The 14,364-nt window shown below is 72.2% G+C and carries 17 protein-coding genes and 1 riboswitch; of the genes, 8 read left to right on the top strand and 9 right to left on the bottom strand.

Annotated features, from left to right (window positions below):
- Window positions 1-223: 223 nt before the first annotated feature.
- From Bra3105_RS10875 to Bra3105_RS10855, 5 genes are all read right to left on the bottom strand, one after another.
- A complete protein-coding gene (locus Bra3105_RS10875; RefSeq protein ID WP_228356715.1) occupies window positions 224-664 on the bottom strand; it encodes a hypothetical protein in 441 nt (146 codons plus the stop codon).
- A gap of 94 nt (window positions 665-758) precedes the next feature.
- Complete coding sequence (locus Bra3105_RS10870) at window positions 759-1,352, bottom strand: SPW repeat protein (protein ID WP_228356714.1); 594 nt, start codon at window positions 1,350-1,352, stop codon at window positions 759-761.
- 57 nt (window positions 1,353-1,409) lie between these two features.
- Window positions 1,410-3,473 (bottom strand): MDR family MFS transporter, encoded by a 2,064-nt coding sequence (locus Bra3105_RS10865; RefSeq protein WP_228356713.1) that lies wholly within the window; start codon window positions 3,471-3,473, stop codon window positions 1,410-1,412.
- Window positions 3,470-4,273, bottom strand: coding sequence for a TetR family transcriptional regulator (locus Bra3105_RS10860; RefSeq protein ID WP_228356712.1), 804 nt, complete (start codon window positions 4,271-4,273; stop codon window positions 3,470-3,472). The genes Bra3105_RS10865 and Bra3105_RS10860 overlap by 4 nt, the downstream gene beginning before the upstream one ends.
- Window positions 4,274-4,558: 285 nt before the next feature.
- Complete coding sequence (locus tag Bra3105_RS10855) at window positions 4,559-5,470, bottom strand: SDR family oxidoreductase (RefSeq protein ID WP_228356711.1); 912 nt, start codon at window positions 5,468-5,470, stop codon at window positions 4,559-4,561.
- Window positions 5,471-5,697: 227 nt separating this feature from the next.
- Here Bra3105_RS10855 and Bra3105_RS10850 point away from each other — a divergent pair, with 227 nt between their 5' ends.
- Window positions 5,698-6,270 (top strand): TetR/AcrR family transcriptional regulator, encoded by a 573-nt coding sequence (locus tag Bra3105_RS10850; protein ID WP_228356710.1) that lies wholly within the window; start codon window positions 5,698-5,700, stop codon window positions 6,268-6,270.
- Window positions 6,271-6,340: 70 nt separating this feature from the next.
- A complete protein-coding gene (locus tag Bra3105_RS10845) occupies window positions 6,341-7,033 on the top strand; it encodes an alpha/beta hydrolase (RefSeq protein ID WP_228356709.1) in 693 nt (230 codons plus the stop codon).
- A 21-nt stretch (window positions 7,034-7,054) separates the two neighbouring features.
- Here the strand turns inward: Bra3105_RS10845 and Bra3105_RS10840 are convergent, their stop codons facing one another.
- Complete coding sequence (locus tag Bra3105_RS10840) at window positions 7,055-7,369, bottom strand: DMT family transporter (RefSeq protein WP_228356708.1); 315 nt, start codon at window positions 7,367-7,369, stop codon at window positions 7,055-7,057.
- Between the two features lie 8 nt (window positions 7,370-7,377).
- Window positions 7,378-7,444, bottom strand: a riboswitch (guanidine-III (ykkC-III) riboswitch).
- Window positions 7,445-7,637: 193 nt separating this feature from the next.
- Here Bra3105_RS10840 and Bra3105_RS10835 point away from each other — a divergent pair.
- The 3 genes from Bra3105_RS10835 (at window position 7,638) to Bra3105_RS10825 (ending at window position 8,781) form a co-directional block, all read left to right on the top strand.
- Window positions 7,638-7,865 carry a hypothetical protein gene (locus Bra3105_RS10835; RefSeq protein WP_228356707.1) on the top strand — a complete coding sequence of 76 codons (228 nt, stop codon included), beginning with the start codon at window positions 7,638-7,640 and terminating at the stop codon, window positions 7,863-7,865.
- 91 nt (window positions 7,866-7,956) lie between these two features.
- Window positions 7,957-8,235 carry a hypothetical protein gene (locus tag Bra3105_RS10830; protein WP_228356706.1) on the top strand — a complete coding sequence of 93 codons (279 nt, stop codon included), beginning with the start codon at window positions 7,957-7,959 and terminating at the stop codon, window positions 8,233-8,235.
- Window positions 8,236-8,331: 96 nt separating this feature from the next.
- Window positions 8,332-8,781, top strand: a complete 450-nt coding sequence (locus tag Bra3105_RS10825; protein ID WP_228356705.1) for a hypothetical protein — start codon at window positions 8,332-8,334, stop codon at window positions 8,779-8,781.
- 106 nt (window positions 8,782-8,887) lie between these two features.
- Here Bra3105_RS10825 and Bra3105_RS10820 read toward each other — a convergent pair whose 3' ends face one another.
- Together Bra3105_RS10820 and Bra3105_RS10815 are read right to left on the bottom strand one after the other, a co-directional pair.
- Window positions 8,888-10,111 carry an MFS transporter gene (locus tag Bra3105_RS10820; protein WP_323188861.1) on the bottom strand — a complete coding sequence of 408 codons (1,224 nt, stop codon included), beginning with the start codon at window positions 10,109-10,111 and terminating at the stop codon, window positions 8,888-8,890.
- Between the two features lie 336 nt (window positions 10,112-10,447).
- Window positions 10,448-10,882, bottom strand: a complete 435-nt coding sequence (locus Bra3105_RS10815) for a VOC family protein (protein ID WP_228356704.1) — start codon at window positions 10,880-10,882, stop codon at window positions 10,448-10,450.
- Window positions 10,883-11,016: 134 nt separating this feature from the next.
- Here Bra3105_RS10815 and Bra3105_RS10810 point away from each other — a divergent pair, with 134 nt between their 5' ends.
- The gene (locus Bra3105_RS10810; protein WP_228356703.1) at window positions 11,017-11,508 is read left to right on the top strand and encodes an SRPBCC domain-containing protein; all 492 of its coding nucleotides are present in this window, start codon (window positions 11,017-11,019) and stop codon (window positions 11,506-11,508) included.
- Window positions 11,501-11,917: an ArsR/SmtB family transcription factor gene (locus Bra3105_RS10805; RefSeq protein WP_228356702.1), complete on the top strand. Its 417-nt coding sequence runs from the start codon at window positions 11,501-11,503 to the stop codon at window positions 11,915-11,917. The genes Bra3105_RS10810 and Bra3105_RS10805 overlap by 8 nt, the downstream gene beginning before the upstream one ends.
- A gap of 4 nt (window positions 11,918-11,921) precedes the next feature.
- On the opposite strand, the gene larC is transcribed toward Bra3105_RS10805, so the two are convergent.
- Window positions 11,922-13,757: a nickel pincer cofactor biosynthesis protein LarC gene (larC, locus tag Bra3105_RS10800; protein WP_228356701.1), complete on the bottom strand. Its 1,836-nt coding sequence runs from the start codon at window positions 13,755-13,757 to the stop codon at window positions 11,922-11,924.
- A gap of 96 nt (window positions 13,758-13,853) precedes the next feature.
- Between larC and Bra3105_RS10795 the strand changes: the two genes are divergently transcribed.
- The gene (locus Bra3105_RS10795; RefSeq protein WP_228356700.1) at window positions 13,854-14,327 is read left to right on the top strand and encodes a VOC family protein; all 474 of its coding nucleotides are present in this window, start codon (window positions 13,854-13,856) and stop codon (window positions 14,325-14,327) included.
- The last annotated feature ends 37 nt before the right edge of the window (window positions 14,328-14,364 follow it).

The raw sequence follows: 14,364 nt of genomic DNA, 5'->3' as shown, positions 1-14,364 counted from the left end.
GAGAGCGATGAGGGGCGAGGCGAGAGGCGAGGTGACGAGCGGGGCGAGGTGTCGGACGCGCCGGGAAGGGGTCCGCTGCGACCCCGTGACGCGCGCGACCCGTGGAGCGCCCGCGCCCGCGCATGCGAACAGTGCTGCGCAACGGTCGTTATGAGGGCTCATAACGACCGTTGCGCAGCACTGCAGGTCTGTCGGGCGCCGGATCGGGCCCGACGGACGGGGCTCAGGCCTCCGTGCGGGCGGCGCGGGCGCGGGCGCGGCGGGCGACGGCGGAGAGTCCGCCGGCGAGGACCGCGACCAGGGCCGCGAGTGCGACCACCGCGAGCACGAGGCCCACGAAGAAGTCGTTCGTGGTGCCGACGGACCAGTCGGCCCCGCGCTTCTGGGTGTCGGTGAGGAACGGCGCGAGCATCATCCACAGGCCGCTCAGGGTGAGCAGCCCCAGGATGCCCATGCCGACCTTGTCGAGCACGCTGATCGGCTCGGCCCTGACGGCGGAGACGGACTCGGCGCGGTCGAGCGAGGCGGTCGAGCCGGACGAACCGGTGGAGCCGGTCGGGAGGGTGGAACCGGCCGCGTCGGCGCTCTGGGGCGCGGTCTGGGGTGAGGTGGGCTGGGCGTGCGAGCCCGTGCCGGCGGGGGCGGTGTGCGAGATCTGGGTCATCAGGATTCTCCTTGAGGCGAGACTGCGCTGGCTGCGTGCGCGGGAAGCGCGCGCCGGAGCGCTGGATACGTGGGCGCTGGATGCTCGGGAGCGCTCAGCGCTCGGCGGGGACGGCGGCCTGAGCACCGGTGTCGGTGCCGACGGCGGCGCGGCCGTACTCGCGGTGATGGGGCGTCTCCGCGGCGGCGGAGGCGGTGTGCTCCTCGCGCTCGATGTCGCGGGCCAGGGCCGCGATCAGCGGCTCGAGCATCGCATCCATCTCACGCGAGCGCTCCGAGGTCGCGGGGGCCGCCGGGGCGCCCTGCGGCGCGTAGCCCTGCTGGCCGTACGCCTGCTGCGGGGAGGGCTGCTGCCCATACTGCTGCTGCCCGTACTGCTGCTGGCCGTACTGCTGCTGGCCGTACTGCTGGGTGGGGTCCTGCTGGCCGTACTGCGCCTGCTGGGGCGCGGGGCGCGGGGTGACGAACCTGGCCTGGACCATGTGCTTGCCGAGCGCGGCCGCGAACACGATCACGCCGATCAGGCCGACGAGGGCCAGCGGGAGGCCGGTCCAGACGTCGGTGAGGGTCGCGTCGGTCCAGTCGGCGTCCTTCTTCTGGAAGCCCAGGGCGAAGGGGGAGAGCACGAGCCAGAGCCCGGCCATCATGGCGAGGAGCGAGGCGATCGCTCCGATCAGTCGACGAGTCATCAGATGTGTCCTTTCGGGTGCCGCCCGGACGGGGCGGCGAGGTGTGTCGGGCGCCGCTCAGGACTGGGTGGCGAGGTGAGGGGACATGAGGGGCGCGCTGCCGTCTGCCCGGTGGGCGTCGTGGCTCTCGTGCTGGTGCTCCGGGTCGGCCGCGCCGGTGGCGTCGAGGTCGGCGGCGTGCGGTGCACGGTGCCGACCGCGGGAGGCATCGGCGGCGTCGACGTCGGCCCCGGCCCCGCGCAGCAGGGCGATGGCGGCCGGCGTGACCAGCGAGCGCACAGCGAGGTCGGCGCGCTCGGCGGTGCTGCCGGGTCGGTCCCCGGCGAGGTGGGCGAGTGCCCGCGTGAGCTCGGAGTCCTCGTCGGCCCGATGGGCGCGCTGGATGACGAGGGAGAGCACGAGGCCCAGCCGCAGATCGTCCTCGCGCTCGGTGCGGGCCGCGAGTGCGGCGCCGTCGGCCGGAAGACCGTTCGCCGGCGCGCCGGTCGCGGAGAACCCGGGCCCGGAGGCGGTGGCCGCAGCGGCCTCGCCCTCGGTCATCCCCGAGGCGCCCACGGTCGTGGCCAGCGGGACCTCCTTGATGAAGAAGACGATCACGAAGGCGACGCCCAGCAGCGGGACCAGCCACAGGAAGATCGGGGTGAGGGCGTCGGTGTAGGCGCCCACGACGATGTCCTGGATCTGCTGGGGCAGCTTGTCCACGACGGCCGGCGTCAGGGAGTTGGTGTCTCCGCTGCCGCCCATCTGCTGGGCCGCCTGTGCGGGCATGCGCTCGCTGAGCAGGTCCGTCAGCCGGCTCGTGAACACCGAGCCCACGATCGCGGAGCCCAGGGAGGCGCCGATCTGGCGGAAGAAGTTGTTCGAGGCGGTCGCGGTGCCGACCTCGGCCGCGGGGAAGGTGTTCTGCACGATCAGCACGAGGTTCTGCATGCCGATGCCCAGGCCCGCGCCCAGCACGAACATGTGGGACATGATCACCCAGGTCGCGGTGTCGGTCGTCATGGTCGACAGCAGGAACACGCCCAGTGCGGCGACCAGCATCGAGAGGATCGGCGCCCACTTGTAGCGGCCGGTCCGCGAGACGATCTGGCCCGAGGCGATCGAGGTGATCAGCAGTCCGCCGACCATCGGCAACAGCATCAGGCCGGACTCCGTGGCGGAGACGCCCGTGGACATCTGCAGGTAGGTGGGCATGTAGCCGATCGCGCCGAACATCGCGATCGCGATCACCAGGGCGGCGATCGTGGTGAGCACGAAGTTGCGCTTGCGGAACAGGTGCAGCGGGATGATCGGCTCGGCGGCGTAGCGCTCGGCGAGCACGAACAGGGCGCCGAACACGGCCGTGGAGACGAACAGCAGGATGATCTGCCAGGAGACCCACTCGTAGGTGTTGCCGCCCCACGAGGTCGCGAGGATCAGCGAGGTCACGGCGATCGCCATGGTGAGGATGCCGAACACGTCCAGGCGGGCGCGCTGCGACTTCTTGGGCAGCTTCAGGAAGAACACGGCCGCGAGGATCGCGATCGCGCCCAGCGGGATGTTCAGCCAGAAGCCCCAGCGCCAGCTGAGCGACTCGGTGAACCAGCCGCCGAGCAGCGGCCCCACCACGGAGGACAGGCCGAACACGGCGCCCATGACGCCCATGTACTTGCCGCGCTCACGGGCGGGGACGACGTCGGCGATGATCGCCTGGGCGAGCAGCATGAGCCCGCCGCCGCCGATGCCCTGGATGGCGCGGCCGGTGATGAGCACGCCCATGTTGCCGGCGACGGCGCCCACGAGGGAGCCGGCGACGAACACGGACAGCGCGAAGATCAGCAGGGGCTTGCGTCCGATGAGGTCGCCGAGCTTGCCGTAGATCGGCATCATGATCGTCGAGGCCAGCAGGTACGCCGTGGTCACCCACAGCATCTGGTCGACGCCGTCGAGGTCGCCCACGATCGTGGGCAGGGCGGTGGAGAAGATGGTCTGGTCGAGCGCCGCGATGAACATCGCGATGAGAAGGCCCGCGAACAGCGGGACGAGTTTGGTGGACGGAGCCGTGCCGGACGGCGCGGTCGGAGCGGCGGGCTGCCCGTGCGCTCCGCGCGCCGCGGGGGCTGCGGTCTGGGTGGCGGTCATAGCTCTGCTTCCTGGATGAGGGTCAACGTGTCGAGGAGCGACTCCATGAGCTCGCGGTCCTCGATGTCGGGGTTCTCGACGGAGATCTGGATGGCGTAGCGGGCGATGCCCCACCACATGGCGACGATGAAGCCGGTCTGCCGGGTGATGAGCGCCTCGACCGCGGGATTCGATGCGGGGGCGTCCGCGCCGTCGTGGTCGGGCTGGCCGTCGGCGGCTGCGCCGCCTGGTCCGGGCGGTGTGCCCGAGGCGCCGTAGCGCTTGCGGATCCTGCGGGCGACCAGGTCCTCGAGGTCGCGGTTCTTCGCGGCGACCTTGTCGGCCATCGCCTTGGCGAGCGTCCTGTCGCTGCGGATGAGCTCGAGGCGGGCACGCCAGACCTTCTGATCCACGTCGTGCGGCTTGGTGGTCATCACGGCCAGGAGCATGCGGACGAGATCCGCGAGGATGCTGCCCCGCGGGCCGTCGACGAACGCCTCCTGCACGTGCTCGGGCAGCGGGCCGGGATCGCGGCCGACGACGACCGCCTCCTTCGACCCGAAGTAGTTGAAGAACGTGCGCCGCGAGACGTCCGCGCTCTCGCAGATCATCTCCACGGTGACGTCGTCGAAGCCGTGCTCGAGCATGAGTTCGAGGGCGGCGCGCTCGATGCGTCGGCGCAGCTCCTCGCGCTTGCGCTCGCGCAGCCCGGGCTTCTTCGGGGCCGACGGCGCGCTCGGGGTCGCCGCCGCGTCCGAGGGCGGCGCCGAATCCGGCGTCGCCGCCGCGTCGCGCGGGGTCTGGGTGTCTGTCGGGGACATCGCACCTCTCCTGATGGTTCCGGGGGTCGGCCGACGGGGATCGGGTTCCGGGGCCCGCGACCAGCGGGTTCCGGGGACTCGGGAGTCCGTCGTCCGACGACGCGCACCACAATATGCACCGAGTGCACGTTTGCATAGAGTGCACGGTGTCTGGTGAGTCACCAGCGTGCGTGGAGACCCGGACACAGCGATCCCCGCGGCCCAGGAGGGAGGGCCGCGGGGATCGCGTGACGATGTGGGGCGGGGAGGGGGAGGCGCCGGAGCGGGCGCCCCCCGGAGCGCCGCTCAGGCGGGGTAGCCGCCGGTCCGCAGGTCCTCGAGGAGGCTGGGGTGAGTGGGCTCCCAGCCCAGTGTCGAGCGGGTCTTCCGGCTGCTCGCCGGCTGGTCGAGGGCGAAGATCTGACCCAGGAACCCGAAGGTCTCCGCGTCGACGGAGCGCACGGGGAGATCGAGGGTGTCGCCGATCGCGGCGGCGATGTCCCGCATCGCGTCCCCCTCGTCGGCGACGGCCTGCGCCTGGAATCCGGCGTCGGCGCGCTCGAGGGCGAGGCGGAAGAGTCGGGCGGCATCCTGCACGTGCACGGCGGGCCAGCGCTGGTCGCCGTCGCCGACGAACCCGGAGACTCCGCTGCGCTGGGCCGCCTGGATGAGCATGGACGCGAAGCCGTAGCGGACGTGCGCCTGGTGCACCGAGCGCGGCAGTCGGACCGCGACGGGTCGCACGCCGTGCGCGGCGAGGTCCATCACGTACTGGGCGGTGCGCGCGCGGGCCGCCATCGGGCCCTCGGCGAGGTAGGGGTCGTCCTCGGTGGAGACGCGGCCGGGGATCGCGGGCGTGCCCGAGGCGATCACGAAGGCCGGGCCGTCGTGCGCGGCGGGGGCGGAGCCTCGCGTGCGCTCGGCCAGCGCCTCGCCCATGGCATGGACGGCGCGCGACTCCTCGTCGACCCCGGCCTCGACCGCCGTGAAGTCGTTGCTGAAGGCGAGGTGCACGACGGCATCGGTCGCCGCGACCCCGCGGCGCAGGGCGTCGAGGTCCGTGAGGTCGCCGGGGAGGGAGGAGGCTCCGAGCTCCTGGAGCCGAGCGGCCGAGCGCTCGGAGCGCGCGAGGCCGACCACCTCGTGTCCTGCGCTGATCAGCTCGGGGACGACGGCGGATCCGATGAACCCGGTGGCGCCGGTGACGAAGACCTTCATGATGAGTCCTATCGAGGATGCCGCCTGATGCGACATGTGTACCGTCACCGTACACCCGAAGCGACGGATATCGCATCAGGTGGCGGATCGGGTGATGATGAGCCGTCCACACCGCCACTGCCAGCGGGGATGGTGATCATGGGACGGCCGCCCCATGGCGTGGTCCGGCCCAGGGCCCGGACCGTCGGCGGGCGCGATCACCCGGTCGGACGGTAGAGTCCCCTTCCATGCCCCGCTGGAAACCCGATGCACGAGAGCGCCTGGTCGCCGCCGCGATCCGCCTGTTCTCCGAGCAGGGGTACGACGCGACCACCGTGGCGCAGATCGCCGAGGCCGCGGACCTGACCCGCAGCACGTTCTTCCGCCACTTCGGCGACAAGCGCGACGTGCTCGCGGCCGGGCAGGAGTCCCTCTCGCAGCTGCTGCGCGAGGGGGTCGCGGCGGCGCCCGACGATGCCTCGCCCCTGACCGCGGTCGAGTCCGGACTGCTCCGCGCGAGCGAGGCGATGACCCCGGAGCGCCGGGAGATGGGGCCCAGACTGCGCGCGGTGATCGCGGCGAGCGCCGAGCTGCGCGAACGCGACCAGCTCAAGCATGTGGGACTCGCGGCGGAGACCGCGCGCGCTCTCGAGGAGCGCGGCATCGCTCCCCGCACGGCCGCGCTCGCCGCGGAGATCGGGCTGCTCGCCTTCAAGAACGCGTATGCGACCTGGACCGACGGCGACGACAGTGTGTCCTTCGCCGACGAGCTGTGCGACGAGCTCGACGCCCTGCGCGCGACGCTCCCCGACGTCGGCTGAACCGGAGCGGACGACACGGATCTGATGACACGAATCGGGTGAGACAGATCGGATGAGTCAAGAGCAGCCCATGAACCGGCCCAACCCCTTCGGCTTCCCGCCCGTCGAGCGCATCGGCGAGGGGCCCGCGCGGATCGACGTGAGCGCGGTGCGCTTCTTCCCGCACGCGCCGGGTCCGCAGGACCGCGTGGTGATCCTCCTGCACGGACTGGGCAGCAACGAGCAGGATCTGCTGTCCCTCGCGCCGATGCTGCCGGGCGGGATGGTCTATGCGTCGCTGCGCGGAGTCCTCGCCTGCGGGCCCGGCTTCGCCTGGCTGGCGCCGCCGCCGCTCGGCGCGGACGACCTCGGACTGCTCGAGGAGTCCGCCGTGGCCCTCGAGCACTGGGCGCACCGCGTGGCCCCCGGGCGCGTGATCGGCGCGATCGGCTTCTCGCAGGGCGCCGTGCTGGCCCTGCAGCTGCTGCGACGGCGGGCCGAGGCCCTCGACTGGGCGGTCGCGCTCTCGGGCGCCCCGTTCCCCGCGGAGCTCCCGGGCGATGCGGCGCTCGCCGAGCGCGATGTGCCCGTGCTCTGGGGCCATGGCGGACAGGACCCGCTGTTCGACGCGGCGATGGAGACGCAGGTCAGGGACTGGCTGCAGCGTCATGCGCGCCTCACCGAGGAGCTCTCGCCGACCCTCGGTCACGGCATCGACGAGCAGATCCTCGACGCCGTGGCGGGGTTCGTGCGTGCGCGCCTCGCGGAGGAATCGAGCAGCTGAGCGGTGACGGCCCGCGGGGCCTCAGCCGCTGATCTTCAGACCGATCACGCCGCCGATGATCATAGCCAGGAACAGCACCTTCAGCACCGAGACGGCCTCGGCGCCCGTGACCATTGCGAAGAGCACGGTGACGGTCGCGCCGATCCCCACCCACACCGCGTAGGCGGTGCCCGTGGGCAGGTCGCGCATCGCGAAGGCGAGGCCGGCCATGCTCAGCACCAGCCCCACGGCGAAGACGATGCTCGGGGTGAGCCTGCTGAAGCCCTCCGAGCGCCCCAGGGCGGTGGCCCACACGGCTTCCATCAGGCCCGAGAGTACGAGAACGATCCACGACATGTCAGCCTCCTGCGGCCGTCTTGTCGCTGTCCGGGTACGGCACCCTCGTCCGGGGACCCTGTCGTCGGATCCGTTCTCACGGTCGCACGCGCGAGGGGCCGCGGCAAGGGCAGATGGGTCACCTGCGTCCGTGCCTGTGCGCGGTCGTGGTCCCCGAGCCGCTCGCGTCGCGGACGCGGCGGCCGCAGCGGTGCACGGGGCAGGCCTCCCGTGCTCCGACGCCGCCGTCTGCGAGGATCGTCGGACGACGAACGACAGGAGCGCACCCGTGACGGACACCCCCGCCCACGACCACACGCGACCGCAGGTCATCGACAAGATCGACGAGGCCTTGCACGAGGCGCCCGAACGCTTCTCCTTCGTGGTCGTCGTCGGCGACGAGGACATGCACGTGCTCACCGCTCCCGACGCGAGCAGCGACGAGCTCGGCACGGCGAGGGCGGCGCTCACCCACCTGCTCGAGCACTGGGAGCAGGTCGTCCAGCCCGCCGAGTGAGCGCCGAATCTCGGCACTCCCGATTCCTGGCGCTACTCTCGCTCGGAGGAACGACCGCAGGTGCGGTGGGCACCGTAGGGAAGAGGGACGGATGACGGAGCGGCAGGACGCAGAGAGCGGGACCACGCAGGGGACGACGGAGGACCGGAGCCAGGCCACGAAGGCGTCCATCGCCGACGGGCCGGAGTGGATGCACGACAAGGAGTTCCTCCTCCGTGCAGGTCAGGAGCTGCTGGTCTCCCTCGGGGTCGACAGCTCGCTCGTGGACCGGCTGCCCGGCCTCGAGGGACCGATCGAGCAGCTCCAGGCGCTGCAGGGCGAGGTCGACGCCGAGCACGGCCGGATCGGGTCCGATGCGGATCCCGCCTAGAATGATCCGAACGAGCGTGAGACGCCCTCGATCGACGAGTACTCGCCCCAGCAGCGGCAGCGCCTGAACGCTCTCGTCGACGAGATCCTGCCGATCGTGCTTCCCGTCGCCCGCCAGACGATGGACCGTCTGGACGAGCGCGGCATCCGTCCTGAGATCGCCGGCGGCAGCGCGCCCGCACTGCGCGCCGCCCTGCGGGACGTCGAGAGCCTGTACGACTCGGGCTCATGGCGCACGGCCGACGGCGAGACCCTCGACGGGTACCTCCGCTGGTTCACCGACCAGCACAGTGCGCTCTCGGTGGCTGCGGTGCCGCCCACGGGCGCAGAGGTTCGCGCGATCGTCACGGTGGTGAGGGGCATGCCGCGGGCCACCGTGCGCAGGATCGCGAAGTTCCGCGGCCGCCTGTACCTGGGGATCGTGGTGCGGATCCTGCTCCGTCTCCTCCGTCACGACTCCGCGGAGAACGCGGCGGACGCGACGGGCGGCGCCGCACAGCACGCCGCCTCGCAGCCCGGCACCCCACAGCACCACTCGCAGGAGTGAACCAGGGGATCCAGCGGGTCGGGTCGGGCGAGAGCTGACCAGGTGCGATCGGCGTTGGTCGACCGTCTGGTCAGAGGCGTTCGGGAGGCCCAGGCCCTCCGCGCTCTCACCAGCCCGAGGGCACCCGATACCTCGTGAACTGCGGGACGAGCACGCCGCAGGCCAGGACGCCGAGCACCACGAGCGCTCCGCCGAGGACGACGGTCAGCGGTGCGCCGAGCACGTCGGCCGCCGCGCCGTGGGCGACGTCGGCGAAGCGCGGGCCGCCCGCGACGACCACGAGGAACACGCCCTGGAGGCGGCCGCGCACCGCGTCGGAGGCGGCTCCCTGCAGCATGGTCTGACGGAAGACCATCGAGATCATGTCGGCGATGCCGCCCGCGGCCATGAAGGCGACGGCCGCTGCGAGCCAGGGCATCGCCCGGCCTCCGGCCAGCCACGTCGCGCCCCCGAAGCCCATCACCACCAGGCCCCAGACGCCGACGGCGATCAGCACGGCGAGGCCCACCCGATGCACGCGGCCCAGCCAGCCGGAGAAGATCCCGCCCAGCAGCGCGCCGAGGGCCATCGCGACCGAGAGCGCCGCGAACTCCATGCCGCCCTGCGCGGGACCGCCGAAGCTCTGGTCGGCCAGCTGCGGATAGAGCGCGCGCGGCATGCCGAAGACCATCGCGATGAGGTCCACCGCGAAGCTGACCAGCAGGATCTTGTGCTTCCAGGTGTAGACGAAGCCGTCGAGGATGCTGCGCAGTCCGGGCCGAGCGATGGCGCCCTCGGGCTTCAGCGCGGGGAGTCGCAACACGGCCCAGAGCGTCGCCAGCAGGCACACCGTGTCGATGAGGTAGAGCAGGGAGAAGCCCAGGAAGGGCAGGAGCGCCCCGCCGACGAGTGGCCCCGCGATCGCACCGAACTGGCCGACGGTCATGTTCAGGGCGTTCGCCGCGGGCAGCTGGTCGCGCGGCACGAGGGAGGGGATCAGGGCGGTGCGCGCCGGCTGGTTGACGGCGAAGAACGCCTGCTGGGCGGCGAAGATCCCCAGGATCACCCACACGTTGCGGACCTGGAGCAGCGCCTGCGCGGCGAACAGTCCGCTGGTGAGGATGAGGCCGAGGGTGGTGACCAGCAGGATCTTGCGGCGGTCGAAGGCGTCGGCGATCGCCCCGCCCCAGAGTCCGAGCACCACGAGCGGCACCAGGCCGAACAGGCCCGTGAGCCCCACGTACAGCGAGCTGCCGGTGAGCGACCAGAGCTGCGCGGGCACCGTGATGATCGTGATCTGCGCGCCGATGACGGTGACGATGTTCGCCTGCCACAGCCGCTTGAAGTGCAGGTTCTGCAGGGGGCGGGTGTCGGCGAAGAGCGCGCGGGCTCGCGAGCGCAGGGTGCGCGGAGCGGACGGCGAGGAGGCGGGCTCCGGAGCGGGCGCGTCCGGAGCCGCATCCAGCGCGGGCGTCTCGGAGGTGGGGTCCGGCGGGTCGTGGGGGTCGGCGGTGGGCGTGGCGGGTCCTTCGGAAGGGGAGGGTCGGGAGGCGACGGACGGAGAGCGAGAGGTGGCGGACGACGGGGCGGCGCATGCGAGAGCCCCCGCGATCCGGGGATCACGGGGGCCGATGCTGCGGTCCTCGCACGATGCTAGCTGTGCGGCACGGCTGCGGGTGCTCCCGGATCAGCCCTGCGACTCCTGCGGGGCGCTGATGTTCACCTGCCACACGATCCCGAAGCGATCGGTGAAGGAGCCATAGAGGTCGCCCCACATCTGCTTCTCGAGGGGCATGGTCACCGTCCCGCCCACGGAGAGCTTCTCGTAGGCGCTGCGCAGGACCGGCTCGTCGTCGCCCATGAGCGAGAGGGTCACGTTGGTGCCCTGCTGGAACGGAGGGCCCATGCCCTCGATCGTGTCCGAGACGTAGAGGCGGATCAGCTCGGTGACCTCGAGGGACCCGTGCATGATCTTGTCGGCGTTCGGATCGCCCTCGGGCACGGCGTGGAACTCGCCGAAGGTCGCGAACTGCGGGGTCGCACCGAGCGCCTCGCCGTAGAACTCGAAGGCCTCACGGGCGTTCCCCGCGAAGTTCAGGTAGGGGTGGAGTGCTGCGGGCATGGCGTCCTCCTCGACGTCGGCGCCGGCAGGATGTCGGTCACGCGAGCCAGCCTAGCGGCGCGCTCCGACGAAGGAACCGCCGCGCCGGGAGGAGGGGTTGACGTCAGCGCTCCCGGCGGCAACCATATGGTTGCATGGCACAGATGAGAGACGAGATCACCCGGAGCATCGACATCCACGCTCCCCTCGAGGCGGTCTGGGCGCTGGTCTCCGAGCCCGGCTGGTGGATCAACGACGGAACTCTCGGCGGGCACCGCATCGAGCGCGACGGCTCCACCTGCCGAGTCCACGACGCGACCCTGGGCACCTTCCCTGTCGGGATCGAGGTGCTCGACCCTCCGCACCGGGCCGTGTTCACCTGGCTCGCCGGGGAGCGGGGCGACGGCGAGGGCGATGCCGCGATGCCCCGTACGCGCATCGAGTTCGTCCTGGCTGAGGAGCAGCCCGGGACCGTCACGCTCACCGTCACCGAGTCCGGGTTCTCCGCGATGACGACGGAGCAGCACGAGCGGAACTACGGGGACAACGTCTCGGGCTGGGAGCTCGAGATATCCCTCGCCCGCGACGCGCTCGAGGCACAGGGCTCGCACGAGGGGCCGAGCCCGCAGGAGGGTGCGGATGCCTGAGCGGACAGAGCAGCACGAGGCGCACGCCGCCTCCGCGCAGGTGCTCAAGGCGCTCGCCGACCCCGTGCGCCTGCAGATCATGGACAGCCTCGCGGCGCGTCCCCGTGGCGTCACCGATCTCGCGCGCACGCTGCCGATCACGCGCCAGGGCACCGCCAAGCACCTCGGAGTGCTGCGTCGGGCGGGCCTTGTGGAGACACGGCCGGGGCCGACGGGCGAGAGCTATCGCGTGATCCCGGCCCCCGTCGACGAGGCGTCGCGCGTGCTCGCCCGTGCCGCTGATCGCTGGACCACGCAGCTCGAGCTCCTGAAGCAGGCCGCTGAGAGCGCTCCGGACGGGAGCGCCGACCCGGCTGCCGAGGAGGGCGACGGCGGAATGCGGCCCGCCGCGCCCGGCTCGTCCCCCTGAGCGCTCAGCTCTCCCGACGCGCGGCGACCCGTGCCTTCTCCAGCGCCTCTCGCTCGGAGATGCCGAGCTTCCGGGCGGCGGCCTGGACGTCGCGGAACTCGGGTTCGCGCCTCACCACCTGGCCCGTGGAGTCACGGGCGACCTTCACGCGCACCTGCTGTCCGTCCACCTCGACCTGCTCGAAGGAGCGGGTGCGGATCGAGCGGTCGACGGCGAACCTGCGCACTCCGAGGCTGCCCGTCAGGTCCATGATCAGGGCCGACGCGGTCTCCTCGTCGCCCTCGCGCACGAGCGCGTGGACCGTGATCCCGGGCCGCCCCTGCTTCATGATGATCGGCGTCAGCCACGCGTCCAGCGCGCCCGATTCGAGCAGGCTCGTGATCACGCCGGGCCACAGGCGCGGGTCGAGATCGTCGACGTTCGCCTCGAGCTGGACCGCCGAGCGGGGGGTCGCGTGCGCGTCGACCGCAAGGGCGTCGGCTGCATGGCCGCTCGCTGCGCCGTCGGGCCCTCCGCCCGGCCCCGAGGGAGTGCCGGCATCGCGCCCCACCATCACCCGCACCACGTTCGGTCGGCCCGGGGTGTCCTTGGTGCCGGCGCCGATGCCCACGGTCTCGACGGTCAGCGCGGGCTGAGGGCCCGCGGTCTGCGCGAGCGCCCGCACGAGGGCGACCCCGGTGGGCGTCGCGAGCTCGCCGATGCCCGGCGCGACGCCCGCGGGCACCGGCCGCGACGGATGGGCATGCGGCCCGCCGACGACGTGCGGCGCGAGCTCCTCGTCCGCGCCTGCTTCCTCGCCGTGGGCCGGGGCGTGGGTGCGCTGCGAATCCTCAGCATCCGTGCCCGTGCCCGTGCCGGCGCCCACGTCCGTGCCCGGTGCGCTCGGCGCCTGGGCGTGGGGGTCCGGATGGCCTGCGACGACGGCTTCCTGGATGGAGTGGGAATGGCCGACGCCCTCGCCGCTCACGACGTGCGGAAGGTGCCGGAGCCCGTAGGGATTCTCGTGCTGGTCAGTGCGAGCATGGTCGTGGTCGTGGTCGTGGTCGTGGTCGTGGTCGTGGTCGCGGTCGTGGGGATGACCGTGCCCGTGCGCGGGGTCGTGATCGCGATCGTGCGCATGCTCGTGCTCGCCACCGTGATCGGGTCTGTGGCTGTGGTCGTGACCGTGGTCGTGATCCGGGTCGTGGCTGTGCGCGTGCGAGTGGCCGCGGGAGGGGAGCAGCTCACCGGCGACCGTCGGCCAGCCCTGCGCGAGCCGCACCACCGCCGGTACCGGCACCGGGATGTCGCCGTGGGCTGCGCGGATGCGCCCGGAGCCGACGGCGATGACGCTGCCCACGGCACCCACGATCCCGAGTTGCCGCCATGCCTCGCAGGCGCCGATCACATCGGCCAGGGAGTCCAGAGCGCCCACCTCGTGGAAGTGGATCTCCTCGGGCGGGAGGCCGTGGGCGAGGCCCTCGGCGTCGGCCAGGCGCGAGAACGCGTCCAGGGCGAGCTCGAGGGTGCGGGCGGGGACCGTGTCCTCCTCGCGGGCCTTCTCGAGCATCGTCCGGATCGAGGACCAGGTGCGATGGGGCGGATCCTCGACCAGCAGCTCGACGTCGACCTTCGTGGCCTGCTGCCCGCAGCGGTCCACCGCGCGCCGGCTGAAGCGGACGGAGCCGGGGATCAGTGCGTCGAGCACGGACTGGACCGCGTCGAGATCCGCACCGGCGTCCACGAGCGCGCCCAGGAGCATGTCCCCCGCGATGCCCGCGGTCGCGTCGATGTAGGCGACCCTGCCGGCGGCATCGTCGGCGGCGGGTCGGGTGAGGGGGAAGTCCGGCTGCGCGCTCATGTCGACCGATGCTAGTCGGCGCGGGCAGGAACGATCCCCGCTGGTTCCCTCGGTTGCCGCGCCGTAGGCTGATGAACCCGGAGCGAGGAGGCCCCGATGACGTACCCCGTGCTCAGCTGCACCGCCCTGGATGCCCGCGACTGCCGCGGGCTCGCCGAGTTCTACCGCGAGCTTCTCGGTCTGCACTATCGCGCCGGAGACGAGCCGCCGGCCGATGGATCGGGGGCCGACGGATCGGTGGCCGACGGATCGGTGGCCGACGGGGCGCCGTTCGACGGGGCGACCCCCGACGAGTCGGATTGGCTGGTCCTGCTGGACGACCAGGACCGGCGCGTCCTCGCCGTGCAGGAGAAGACGGACCTGCGGTCCTCGACATGGCCCAGCGAGGAGGTCCCCATGCAGCTGCACATGGACTTCCGCGTGCGCGATGCCGAGGAGCTCGCGAGGCACCGCCGCCGCGCGGAGGCGCTCGGCGCCCGCCTGCTCATGGACCGGTCGGCCGACCCGGACGAGCCTCTGTTCGTGATGGGCGACCCGGAGGGCCATCCGTTCTGCCTCCTCGTGGGCTGAGGGCACCTTGACCCTCGCACCATGTGAGGATCGAGGC

The sequence above is a fragment of the Brachybacterium halotolerans subsp. kimchii genome (assembly GCF_020792675.1).
In the GTDB taxonomy this organism is placed as follows: domain Bacteria; phylum Actinomycetota; class Actinomycetes; order Actinomycetales; family Dermabacteraceae; genus Brachybacterium; species Brachybacterium halotolerans.
Note: the sequence above shows the minus strand (reverse complement) of the source record. Positions and strands in the feature narration are given on the sequence as shown.

What these genes read in the sequence shown, in the direction of transcription:
- Bra3105_RS10795 (WP_228356700.1), top strand. Translation starts at nt 13,854, where the DNA reads ATGACGTACCCCGTGCTCAGCTGCACCGCCCTGGATGCCCGCGACTGC.
- Bra3105_RS10840 (WP_228356708.1), bottom strand. Translation starts at nt 7,369, where the DNA reads ATGTCGTGGATCGTTCTCGTACTCTCGGGCCTGATGGAAGCCGTGTGG.
- Bra3105_RS10850 (WP_228356710.1), top strand. Translation starts at nt 5,698, where the DNA reads ATGCCCCGCTGGAAACCCGATGCACGAGAGCGCCTGGTCGCCGCCGCG.
- Bra3105_RS10870 (WP_228356714.1), bottom strand. Translation starts at nt 1,352, where the DNA reads ATGACTCGTCGACTGATCGGAGCGATCGCCTCGCTCCTCGCCATGATG.
- Bra3105_RS10865 (WP_228356713.1), bottom strand. Translation starts at nt 3,473, where the DNA reads ATGACCGCCACCCAGACCGCAGCCCCCGCGGCGCGCGGAGCGCACGGG.
- Bra3105_RS10845 (WP_228356709.1), top strand. Translation starts at nt 6,341, where the DNA reads ATGAACCGGCCCAACCCCTTCGGCTTCCCGCCCGTCGAGCGCATCGGC.
- Bra3105_RS10815 (WP_228356704.1), bottom strand. Translation starts at nt 10,882, where the DNA reads ATGCCCGCAGCACTCCACCCCTACCTGAACTTCGCGGGGAACGCCCGT.
- larC (WP_228356701.1), bottom strand. Translation starts at nt 13,757, where the DNA reads ATGAGCGCGCAGCCGGACTTCCCCCTCACCCGACCCGCCGCCGACGAT.
- Bra3105_RS10855 (WP_228356711.1), bottom strand. Translation starts at nt 5,470, where the DNA reads ATGAAGGTCTTCGTCACCGGCGCCACCGGGTTCATCGGATCCGCCGTC.
- Bra3105_RS10875 (WP_228356715.1), bottom strand. Translation starts at nt 664, where the DNA reads ATGACCCAGATCTCGCACACCGCCCCCGCCGGCACGGGCTCGCACGCC.
- Bra3105_RS10805 (WP_228356702.1), top strand. Translation starts at nt 11,501, where the DNA reads ATGCCTGAGCGGACAGAGCAGCACGAGGCGCACGCCGCCTCCGCGCAG.
- Bra3105_RS10860 (WP_228356712.1), bottom strand. Translation starts at nt 4,273, where the DNA reads ATGTCCCCGACAGACACCCAGACCCCGCGCGACGCGGCGGCGACGCCG.
- Bra3105_RS10810 (WP_228356703.1), top strand. Translation starts at nt 11,017, where the DNA reads ATGGCACAGATGAGAGACGAGATCACCCGGAGCATCGACATCCACGCT.
- Bra3105_RS10830 (WP_228356706.1), top strand. Translation starts at nt 7,957, where the DNA reads ATGACGGAGCGGCAGGACGCAGAGAGCGGGACCACGCAGGGGACGACG.